Annotated in this window: 12 protein-coding genes and 1 other RNA gene; 8 read left to right on the top strand and 5 right to left on the bottom strand. The window is 60.6% G+C overall.

Going from position 1 to position 8,985, the window contains the following annotated elements; genetic code table 11:
* The first annotated feature begins 42 nt into the window (after positions 1–42).
* Positions 43–450 carry a flagellar basal body-associated protein FliL gene (locus tag ACIP1X_RS19165; protein WP_053124890.1) on the top strand — a complete coding sequence of 136 codons (408 nt, stop codon included), beginning with the start codon at positions 43–45 and terminating at the stop codon, positions 448–450.
* Positions 451–543: 93 nt separating this feature from the next.
* Here ACIP1X_RS19165 and ACIP1X_RS19160 read toward each other — a convergent pair whose 3' ends face one another.
* Positions 544–993, bottom strand: coding sequence for an EVE domain-containing protein (locus ACIP1X_RS19160; RefSeq protein ID WP_400754279.1), 450 nt, complete (start codon positions 991–993; stop codon positions 544–546).
* A gap of 197 nt (positions 994–1,190) precedes the next feature.
* On the opposite strand from ACIP1X_RS19160, the gene ACIP1X_RS19155 reads away from it, so the two are divergent.
* Positions 1,191–1,346 carry a hypothetical protein gene (locus ACIP1X_RS19155; RefSeq protein WP_400754276.1) on the top strand — a complete coding sequence of 52 codons (156 nt, stop codon included), beginning with the start codon at positions 1,191–1,193 and terminating at the stop codon, positions 1,344–1,346.
* Between the two features lie 34 nt (positions 1,347–1,380).
* Here the strand turns inward: ACIP1X_RS19155 and ACIP1X_RS19150 are convergent, their stop codons facing one another.
* The 4 genes from ACIP1X_RS19150 to ACIP1X_RS19135 all read right to left on the bottom strand — a co-directional run bounded on the left by ACIP1X_RS19150 (position 1,381) and on the right by ACIP1X_RS19135 (position 2,798).
* Positions 1,381–1,986, bottom strand: a complete 606-nt coding sequence (locus ACIP1X_RS19150; protein WP_400754273.1) for a 5-formyltetrahydrofolate cyclo-ligase — start codon at positions 1,984–1,986, stop codon at positions 1,381–1,383.
* 79 nt (positions 1,987–2,065) lie between these two features.
* Positions 2,066–2,244, bottom strand: a non-coding RNA gene (gene ssrS, locus ACIP1X_RS19145) — 6S RNA.
* A 30-nt stretch (positions 2,245–2,274) separates the two neighbouring features.
* A complete protein-coding gene (locus ACIP1X_RS19140; RefSeq protein ID WP_008081434.1) occupies positions 2,275–2,592 on the bottom strand; it encodes a cell division protein ZapA in 318 nt (105 codons plus the stop codon).
* Positions 2,589–2,798, bottom strand: a complete 210-nt coding sequence (locus ACIP1X_RS19135) for a TIGR02449 family protein (protein WP_007911197.1) — start codon at positions 2,796–2,798, stop codon at positions 2,589–2,591. Before ACIP1X_RS19135 ends, ACIP1X_RS19140 begins: the two co-directional genes overlap by 4 nt.
* Before the next feature lie 130 nt (positions 2,799–2,928).
* Here ACIP1X_RS19135 and ACIP1X_RS19130 point away from each other — a divergent pair, with 130 nt between their 5' ends.
* The 6 genes from ACIP1X_RS19130 (at position 2,929) to ACIP1X_RS19105 (ending at position 8,943) form a co-directional block, all read left to right on the top strand.
* Positions 2,929–3,489, top strand: coding sequence for a YecA family protein (locus ACIP1X_RS19130; RefSeq protein ID WP_400754270.1), 561 nt, complete (start codon positions 2,929–2,931; stop codon positions 3,487–3,489).
* Between the two features lie 27 nt (positions 3,490–3,516).
* Positions 3,517–4,851, top strand: coding sequence for a Xaa-Pro aminopeptidase (gene pepP, locus ACIP1X_RS19125; protein ID WP_400754267.1), 1,335 nt, complete (start codon positions 3,517–3,519; stop codon positions 4,849–4,851).
* Complete coding sequence (gene ubiH / locus ACIP1X_RS19120) at positions 4,848–6,035, top strand: 2-octaprenyl-6-methoxyphenyl hydroxylase (RefSeq protein WP_053124880.1); 1,188 nt, start codon at positions 4,848–4,850, stop codon at positions 6,033–6,035. The genes pepP and ubiH overlap by 4 nt, the downstream gene beginning before the upstream one ends.
* Positions 6,028–6,513, top strand: a complete 486-nt coding sequence (locus ACIP1X_RS19115) for a DUF4442 domain-containing protein (protein ID WP_282356461.1) — start codon at positions 6,028–6,030, stop codon at positions 6,511–6,513. Before ubiH ends, ACIP1X_RS19115 begins: the two co-directional genes overlap by 8 nt.
* A gap of 9 nt (positions 6,514–6,522) precedes the next feature.
* Positions 6,523–7,740 carry a 2-octaprenyl-3-methyl-6-methoxy-1,4-benzoquinol hydroxylase gene (locus ACIP1X_RS19110; RefSeq protein WP_400754282.1) on the top strand — a complete coding sequence of 406 codons (1,218 nt, stop codon included), beginning with the start codon at positions 6,523–6,525 and terminating at the stop codon, positions 7,738–7,740.
* Between the two features lie 198 nt (positions 7,741–7,938).
* Positions 7,939–8,943: an extracellular solute-binding protein gene (locus tag ACIP1X_RS19105; protein WP_008081441.1), complete on the top strand. Its 1,005-nt coding sequence runs from the start codon at positions 7,939–7,941 to the stop codon at positions 8,941–8,943.
* Positions 8,944–8,985: the final 42 nt, after the last annotated feature.

Here is an 8,985-nt window from a genome sequence, read left to right as displayed (position 1 = left end):
CGGGTCGTTATGCTAGGCCGCAAACCGGATAAGGAGCGAATTGTGAAAGCGTGGATCATGTTGTTGCTGGCCCTGTCTCTGCCTGTGGCAGCGCTGGCCGAAGAAGCCAAAGAAGGCGAAGCGCCGAAGGTCAGCTACATCAGCCTGAGCCCACCGTTCGTGGGTAACTACGGGTTGGACGGCACGCCGAAACTCAAGGTCTACAAGGCCGACGTGGCGCTGCGCGTGACCGGCGATGACGCAGCCAAACTGGTCAAGGCCAACGAGCCGTTGATCCGTAATCAACTGGTGGCGCTGTTTACTCAGCAGACGACCGAGGCGATGGGCAGCATCGAAGGCAAAGAGAAGCTGCGTCAGGAAGCGTTGAAGCAGACTCAGCAGGTGATGAATGATGAGACTGGGAAGCCGGTGGTTGAGGATTTGTTGTTTAACAACCTGATCATTCAATAAGCATTAAAGACAAAAGATCGCAGCCTTCGGCAGCTCCTACATTGGAATGCGGTTCCCTGTAGGAGCTGCCGAAGGCTGCGATCTTTTTGCGCGTCAGCGCAGGGCAAGCACCGCCGCCCACTGCTCAGGTGTGACCGGCATCACCGACAACCTCGAACCCTTCTGCACCAACGGCATTTCCACCAGCGCCGTCTGCTGCTTCAGATAATCCAGCTTCAACACTCGCGCAAACGTCTCGACGTGTTCAACGTCAATCGCACTCCACGCATTCTTCTCCGGCGTCGCCTTCGGATCGAAGTAATGACTCTCCGGCTCCAGCGCCGTCGGATCCGGGTACGCCGCTTCGATTATTTTGCCGATCCCGGCAATCCCCGGCTCCGGGCAGCTGGAATGATAGAAAAAGAACTCATCGCCCACCGCCATCGCCCGCAGGAAGTTGCGTGCCTGGTAGTTGCGAACCCCGTCCCAGCGCGCTTTGCCGAGTTTTTCCAGGCCCTTGATCGAGAGCTCGTCGGGCTCGGATTTCATCAGCCAATAGGCCATGTTTTGTTCTCCTGGCGGGATCAGTGGACAAGTTGTCGGGCAATTTTATGACAAACCGACAGTCGGTTGACGTCAGCGTTTGCGCAGCGGTTCACGTTGCCGCAAAATGCCGGCCTTTAAAGCTTGACGCTGCTGCACGGCCTACAAACGGAAACCGCTGCTGTCATCGTGTTGATGTGCCTTGAGGGGGGCAATCGATGAAACGCAAACCGGATTTACTATGGACTTTGGTAATTTTGTTTGGCCTGGGCGTCGTGACCACCGGTTACGCGCAGAGTCTGTGGACAACCAAAGCTGACGCTCCAGTCGAAGTCGCGCAACAGGTTCAACAGTCGACCGCGTTCAAGCGCTGAAACTGCACACCCGACGCCGCTGATCTGCGGCGTCCTATCCCGCGAAATACCACGCCTTGTCGCTGACCGTGCCTTGTAACGGTACATCCCAGCTCGCCTGCGCCAAGCGTTCGACTTTCTGACATTCATGGGCCAGCCCCAACAGCGTCGGCTTGCACCAGCTTTTGCGCCGCGCCAGATACGCCAGGCTGCGATCGTAAAAACCACCGCCCATCCCCAGTCGCCCGCCGACATCGTCAAACCCCACCAACGGCAACAACACCAGATCCAGCGCCCAGACCTTGCGTTGCCGAGCCAGATTGGCCCGTGGCTCAAGAATGCGGAAGCGATTGGGTTTGAGTTTCTCGCCGGGACGAATGCGCTGGAAAACCATTTTGGTTCGCGGCCAGGCACTCAGCACCGGCAGATAAGTCGACTTGCCTCGACGCTGTGCTTCACGCAGCAGCAGGCGCGGATCGATTTCACCGTCGGTGGGTAAATACAGAGAGATGTTTTTGGCCCGGCGAAAGTGCGGGTCTTGCGCCAGTTGCCGGTACAGGCCTTTGGCGGCCTGGCGTTGCTCGCTTTTGCTCAGCGAGCGGCGCGCCTTGCGCAGCAGGCGGCGGAGTTGCGGGCGGGGCAGCAGCGCGGGTTCGGTCATGGTTCGGCTTCGGCAGGTGGGACGAAAACGTACGCATAAAAAATCCGATGGCGGTTTTCACCGACATCGGATTCGAATCAGGCTCCCCGGATGAACCGCTGTCAACTTAGCCCTTGAACCCGAAAGTTCAAGGTGGAAGATGCAGTAGACTTTAAGGCTTTCCGTCTAGCGGACATGCACACCAGCCCAACGTGCAACTTCCAGGGTAGTGCGAATCGGCTCAGGGACATCGTCAACTGGCAAGCACCCCAGGGAGTGCCGCGAGTATACCGCAAGCGGCCAGTCGAATCAGCCCTTGGTGTTGGTCTGATCGTCGGCGAGCACCAGATCGACACGATCGAGCAAGTCGCGCACCTGTTCACGGGTCGAACCGCTGGCCTGGATATCCGGACGCTCTTCTTTGTGCAAGAGGTCGTGGGTGATGTTCAGCGCGGCCATCACGGCGATGCGATCGGCGCCGATGACTTTGCCGCTGCTGCGGATCTCGCGCATTTTGCCGTCGAGGTAGCGCGCGGCGCTGACCAGATTGCTGCGTTCTTCCTGTGGGCAGATGATCGAATATTCTTTATCGAGGATCTGCACGGTGACGCTATTGCTTGAACTCATGAGTCTTGCTCCAGGGCCTTGAGGCGCGAAATCATCGATTCGACCTTACGCCGGGCGATTTCGTTTTTTTCAATGAGGTGAGCGCGTTCCTCGCGCCAGGTCTTTTCCTGAGCTAGTAAGAGTGCGTTTTGACTCTTAAGTTGCTCGACTCGACCAATCAACAGTTCGAGTCTGGCCATCAGCGCTTGCAGGTCGGTGTCTTCCATTGTGTCCACTGAGTTGGAGTCTGTCTGATGGGATAGCTGGCGGACAGCCTTTAATAGTCTTGGCGAGTCTGTCGATGTAGGATACAAGGCCTTCATTCTAGACATAGCGCCGTCTGGCGCCTAGCTGCCCATGACCATTCAGAATTCCCCGTACCAAGCCTTCGCCACCCTGCTGACTTCCAGCGGCCACAACGTCTCGCCTGCCGAACTGCATGGCCTGTTGCTCGGACGCAGCTGCGCCGGCGCCGGTTTCACTGCCGAAGAATGGTTGATCGACGCTGCCGAACTGCTCGAAAGCGAGCCGCAGGACAACGTTCGCAACGCCTTGATCGGCCTGCAAGAGATGGTTAAAGGCGAGCTGACCGGCGACGACGTTACCGTCGTTCTGCTGCTGCCGACCGATGACGCGCCGCTGGCCGAGCGCGCCGCTGCACTGGGCGAGTGGTGCCAGGGTTTCCTCAGCGGTTTCGGCCTGAACTGCCGCGACAGTAGCATGCTCAGCACCGAAGCCACTGAAGTGCTGCAGGATCTGGCGGCGATCTCCCAGGTGCAAGACGCTCTGGAAGAATCCGAAGACGGCGAGACCGACTACATGGAGGTCATGGAGTACCTGCGCGTCGCGCCGCTGCTGCTGTTCTCGGAAACCAAGAAAACCGACGTGCCGCCAGCCGCCAAGCCGTCGCTGCATTAATCGCGTGCCAGGGAAAGCCATCTGCCCATGACCCATATCCCCAAAGCGGAATACAGCCGTCGCCGCAAGGCCCTGATGGCGCAGATGGAACCCAACAGCATCGCGATCCTGCCCGCCGCCGCGGTCGCCATTCGCAACCGCGACGTCGAGCACGTCTACCGTCAGGACAGCGATTTCCAGTACCTCAGCGGGTTTCCCGAGCCGCAAGCCGTCATCGTCTTGATGCCCGGCCGCGAGCATGGCGAGTACGTGCTGTTCTGCCGTGAACGCAACGCCGAACGCGAATTGTGGGACGGCTTGCGCGCAGGTCAGGAAGGCGCGATCCGCGACTTCGGTGCCGACGACGCCTTCCCGATCACCGACATCGACGACATCCTCCCGGGCCTGATCGAAGGTCGCGACCGGGTGTATTCGGCGATGGGCAGCAACCCCGAATTCGATCGTCACTTGATGGACTGGATCAACGTGATCCGCTCCAAGGCGCACCTTGGCGCGCAGCCACCGAACGAATTCGTTGCGCTGGATCATCTGCTGCACGACATGCGCCTGTATAAATCGGCGGCAGAAGTGAAGGTGATGCGCGAAGCCGCGCGGATCTCGGCGCAAGCGCATATTCGCGCGATGCAGGCCAGTCGGGCCGGGCTCTACGAGTACAGCCTCGAAGCCGAACTCGACTACGAATTCCGCAAGGGCGGGGCGAAAATGCCCGCTTACGGTTCGATCGTCGCCGCCGGGCGCAACAGCTGCATCCTGCATTACCAGCAGAATGACGCGCTGCTCAAGGACGGCGATCTGGTGTTGATCGACGCCGGTTGCGAGATCGACTGCTACGCCAGCGACATCACTCGCACCTGGCCGGTCAACGGCAAGTTTTCGCCCGAACAGAAAGCGATCTACGAATTGGTGCTGGCCTCGCAGGAAGCCGCATTCGCTGAAATCGCGCCGAACAAGCATTGGAATCAGGCGCACGAAGCCACGGTGCGAGTGATTACCACAGGGCTGGTGAAACTTGGTTTGCTGCAGGGCGATGTCGAAGAGTTGATCGCCAGCGAAGCCTATAAAGCCTTTTATATGCACCGTGCCGGCCACTGGCTGGGTATGGATGTGCATGACGTCGGCGAGTACAAGGTCGGCGGCGAATGGCGCGTGCTGGAAGTCGGCATGGCGCTGACCGTGGAGCCGGGCATTTACATCGCCCCGGACAATCAGAACGTCGCGAAGAAATGGCGCGGCATTGGCGTGCGCATCGAGGACGACGTGGTCGTGACCAAAACAGGCTGTGAAATCCTCACCACCGGCGTACCGAAAACCGTCGCCGACATCGAAGCGCTGATGGCGCAAGCAAGGACACACGCGGCATGAGTCGAGTCAATCTGGCAATCATCGGTGGCGGTCTGGTCGGCGCCAGTCTGGCGTTGGCCTTGCAGGCCGGGGCCAAGGCGCGCGGCTGGAAGATCGTGCTGATCGAGCCGTTCGCTCCCGGCGACAGTTGGCAGCCGAGCTACGACGCGCGTTCGTCGGCGCTGTCCTTCGGCTCGCGACAGATTTATCAACGCTTGGGCGTGTGGCAGGAAATCTCCCGCCGCGCCGAGCCGATCAAACAGATTCACGTGTCTGACCGTGGTCGCTTCTCCACCGCGCGTCTGTCGGCGATGGAAGAGGGCGTACCGGCACTCGGTTATGTGGTGGAAAACGCCTGGCTCGGCCATTGCCTGTGGCAGCACGTCGACAAAGACGTGATCAGTTGGCGCTGCCCGGCAGAAGTCACGCGCATGGAGCCGCTGGCCGACGGCTATCGCCTGACCCTCAACGATGAAACCACGCTGGAATGCGACCTCGCCGTGCTCGCCGATGGCGGTCGCTCCGGGCTGCGCGAGCAGTTGGGCATCAACGTGCGCCAGCGTCCGTACAACCAGAGCGCGCTGATCGCCAACATCACCCCGAGCGAAGCGCACAACGGCATGGCTTTCGAGCGCTTTACCGATGAAGGGCCGATGGCGCTGCTGCCGCTGCCGGAAAACCGTTGCGCCCTGGTCTGGACGCGTTTGGGCATGGACGCGCAGCGTCTGGCCGATTTGAGCGAGCGTGATTTCCTCAGCGAATTGCAGGGCGTGTTCGGTTATCGCCTCGGCACGTTGAAACAGGTTGGCGCGCGGCATCTTTATCCGCTGACGCTGGTCGAGGCCGAAGAACAAGTGCGCTCGCATCTGGCCGTGCTCGGCAACGCGGCGCACAGCCTGCACCCGATAGCCGGGCAGGGTTTCAACCTGTCGCTGCGCGATGCCGATGCCTTGGCCGCTGCATTGCTGGCCAGCGACAAACCGCTGGGCGATTTCGCCACGTTGCAGGCGTATCGCGAGCGTCAGCGTCTCGATCAGGATCTCACCGTCGGTTTCTCCGATCAGGTCACGCGCCTGTTCGGCAGCACGCAGCCGCTGGTTTCGCTGGGCCGTAACATCGGTTTGCTTGGCCTCGACTTGTTGCCACCGGCCAAGCGCTGGTTTGCGCGTCAGGCCATGGGGTTGGGGACGCGTCCGGATGCTTAAGTGGTTGACTAAGAAATTCGGCAAAGCGCGGTTGATGCGCTGGGTCATGACCTTCTACCCGCCGTACCTCGGCGCTGGCGTGCGCGTTCGCCATATCAGCGATGACTTCCGCGACGTTCAAGTGTCGATGGGCCTCGGCTGGTACAACCGCAATTATGTTGGCACCCAGTTCGGCGGCAGTCTGTACTCGATGGTCGATCCGTTTTTCATGCTGATGCTTATGGAAAACCTCGGCTCGAAGTACATCGTCTGGGACAAGGCTGCCGACATCGATTTCATCGCGCCGGGCAAAGGCCCGGTGTTCGCCCGGTTCAGCATCGACGAGACCTTGCTCGGCGAGATTCGCCGGCAGACCGCCAATGGCGAGAAATACCTGCCGCAGTTGCAGGTCGACATTCATGACGGCGCCGGCAACCTTGTCGCGCGGGTCGGTAAAACCCTTTACGTGCGGCTCAAGCCGCAAGCGAGACAGGCTTAAAGCATGGAAATGCGCGCAGATCTGCTGATTGTCGGAGCCGGAATGGTCGGCAGCGCCTTGGCGTTGGCGTTGCAAGACAGCGGACTCGAAGTTCTGCTGCTCGATGGCAGCCCGTTGAGCGTCAAACCGTTCGACGCCGAAGCCGCGTTTGAACCGCGAGTGAGCGCGTTATCGGCGGCCAGCCAGCGAATCCTCGAACGTCTCGGCGTGTGGGACGGCATCGCCGCACGGCGCAGCAGCCCGTACACCGACATGCACGTGTGGGACGGCAGCGGCACCGGACAGATTCATTTCTCGGCGAGCAGCGTGCACGCCGAAGTACTCGGCCACATCGTCGAAAACCGTGTGGTGCAGGACGCCTTGCTCGACCGTTTGCACGATTGCGATCTGGGCATGCTCGCCAATGCGCGGCTGGAACAGATGCGCCGTTCGGGCGATGACTGGCTGCTGACGCTCGCCGATGGTCGTCAATTGCGCGCGCCGTTGGTGATTGCCGCTGATGGGGCTAACTCGGCGGTGCGCCGCCTCACCGGGATGGCCACGCGCGAGTGGGATTACATGCACCATGCCATCGTCACCAGCGTGCGCAGCAGCCAGCCGCACCAGTCGACCGCATGGCAGCGCTTTACCGATCACGGGCCGCTGGCGTTTTTGCCGCTGGAGCGTGACGGGCAGCAGGATTGGTGTTCGATCGTCTGGTCGACCACGCCGAGCGAAGCCGAGCGTTTGATGGCGCTGGATGAGGCGGATTTTTGCCGCGAGCTGGAGCGTGCTTTTGAGGGACGTCTTGGCGAAGTCATCAGTGCTGATCCGCGACTGTGCGTGCCGCTGCGTCAGCGCCATGCCAAACGTTATGTGGCGGAAGGGCTGGCGCTGATCGGTGACGCGGCGCACACCATTCACCCGTTGGCGGGGCAGGGTGTGAACCTTGGTTTCCTCGATGCGGCGGTGCTGGCGGAAGTGCTGTTGCAGGCGGCCGAGCGCGGGGAGCGTCTGGCGGATGTGAAAGTGCTGAGCCGTTATGAGCGTCGGCGCATGCCGCACAACCTCGCACTGATGGCGGCGATGGAAGGGTTTGAGCGGTTGTTTCAGGCGGATCGTTTGCCGGTGCGTTGGCTGAGAAATGCCGGGTTGAAGCTGGTGGAGCAGATGCCGGAGGCGAAAGCGCTTTTTGTGCGTGAAGCCCTTGGGTTGACCGGGGATCTTCCGGCGCTCGCCAAACCCTGAGATGTTCATCGAGGCTGATGGAGTCTTCGCGAGCAAGCCCGCTCCCACAGTTGAAATGCATTCCCCCTGTATGAGCTGCCGCAGGGATGGCGGTCGATCATGCAACATCTGGTAACTCCTTCAAAAAGAGTTCGATTGAGGTGGTAAATGTGAGTCCTTATCATTTGGCCCACATTTCCCGACCGAGAGACCACTCCCATGTTGGCACCCAAGCGTCTTCTGACCGCACTGGCCCTGACCCTGATCGGTAGCACCACGGCCCAGGCCGCTGATGAGGTGGTGGTTTACTCGTCGCGCATCGATGAGCTGATCAAACCGGTATTCGATGCCTACACCGCCAAGACCGGGGTGAAGATCAAGTTCATCACCGACAAGGAGGCGCCGCTGATGCAGCGCATCAAGGCCGAAGGTGAAAACGCCACCGCCGACCTGCTGCTCACCGTGGATGCCGGCAACCTCTGGCAGGCTGAGCAGATGGGCATCCTCCAGCCATTCACCTCGAAAACCATCGACGCCAACATTCCCCTGCAATATCGCTCGTCCACTCACGCCTGGACTGGCCTGAGCCTGCGCGCGCGCACCATCGCCTATTCCACCGAACGGGTGAAGCCGGGCGAGTTGACCACTTACGAAGCGCTGGCCGACAAGAACTGGGAAGGGCGCCTGTGCCTGCGCACGGCGAAGAAGGTTTACAACCAGTCGCTGACCGCGACCATGATCGAAGTTCACGGCGCGGCCAAGACCGAGGAAATCCTCAAGGGCTGGGTTAACAACCTGTCCACCGACGTGTTCTCCGATGACGTTGCAGTGCTGGAGGCGATCAACGCCGGGCAGTGCGACGTGGGCATCGTCAACACTTACTACTACGGTCGCCTGCACAAGCAGAAGCCGGAGCTGCCGGTGAAACTGTTCTGGCCGAATCAGGCGGATCGCGGTGTGCACGTGAACCTGTCGGGGATTGGCCTGACCAAACATGCGCCGCACCCGGAAGCGGCCAAGGCTCTCGTTGAATGGATGACCACGCCGGAAGCACAGAAGATTTTTGCTGACGTGAACCAGGAATTCCCGGCCAACCCGGCGGTGGCGCCTTCGGAAGAAGTGGCGGCGTGGGGCAAGTTCATTGCGGACACCTTACCGGTGGAAGTGGCGGGCAAGCGTCAGGCTGAGGCGATCCGGATGATGGATCGGGCGGGTTGGAACTGAGTCTGCTTTGATAGCGCTATGATCGTTCCCACGCTCAGCGTG

It is taken from the genome of Pseudomonas sp. NPDC088885 (assembly GCF_044750025.1).
GTDB classification, from domain to species: Bacteria; Pseudomonadota; Gammaproteobacteria; order Pseudomonadales; family Pseudomonadaceae; genus Aquipseudomonas; species Aquipseudomonas rustica.
The sequence above is the reverse complement of the archived record's forward strand: the minus strand, read 5'-3'. Positions and strand labels throughout refer to the sequence as shown.

Bases quoted from the DNA above. Each gene is read 5' to 3' on its own strand.
- ACIP1X_RS19160 (WP_400754279.1), bottom strand. From the start codon at position 993: ATGGCCTATTGGCTGATGAAATCCGAGCCCGACGAGCTCTCGATCAAG.
- ACIP1X_RS19155 (WP_400754276.1), top strand. From the start codon at position 1,191: ATGAAACGCAAACCGGATTTACTATGGACTTTGGTAATTTTGTTTGGC.
- ACIP1X_RS19150 (WP_400754273.1), bottom strand. From the start codon at position 1,986: ATGACCGAACCCGCGCTGCTGCCCCGCCCGCAACTCCGCCGCCTGCTG.
- ACIP1X_RS19140 (WP_008081434.1), bottom strand. From the start codon at position 2,592: ATGAGTTCAAGCAATAGCGTCACCGTGCAGATCCTCGATAAAGAATAT.
- ACIP1X_RS19135 (WP_007911197.1), bottom strand. From the start codon at position 2,798: ATGGAAGACACCGACCTGCAAGCGCTGATGGCCAGACTCGAACTGTTG.
- ACIP1X_RS19130 (WP_400754270.1), top strand. From the start codon at position 2,929: ATGACCATTCAGAATTCCCCGTACCAAGCCTTCGCCACCCTGCTGACT.
- pepP (WP_400754267.1), top strand. From the start codon at position 3,517: ATGACCCATATCCCCAAAGCGGAATACAGCCGTCGCCGCAAGGCCCTG.
- ubiH (WP_053124880.1), top strand. From the start codon at position 4,848: ATGAGTCGAGTCAATCTGGCAATCATCGGTGGCGGTCTGGTCGGCGCC.
- ACIP1X_RS19115 (WP_282356461.1), top strand. From the start codon at position 6,028: ATGCTTAAGTGGTTGACTAAGAAATTCGGCAAAGCGCGGTTGATGCGC.
- ACIP1X_RS19110 (WP_400754282.1), top strand. From the start codon at position 6,523: ATGCGCGCAGATCTGCTGATTGTCGGAGCCGGAATGGTCGGCAGCGCC.
- ACIP1X_RS19105 (WP_008081441.1), top strand. From the start codon at position 7,939: ATGTTGGCACCCAAGCGTCTTCTGACCGCACTGGCCCTGACCCTGATC.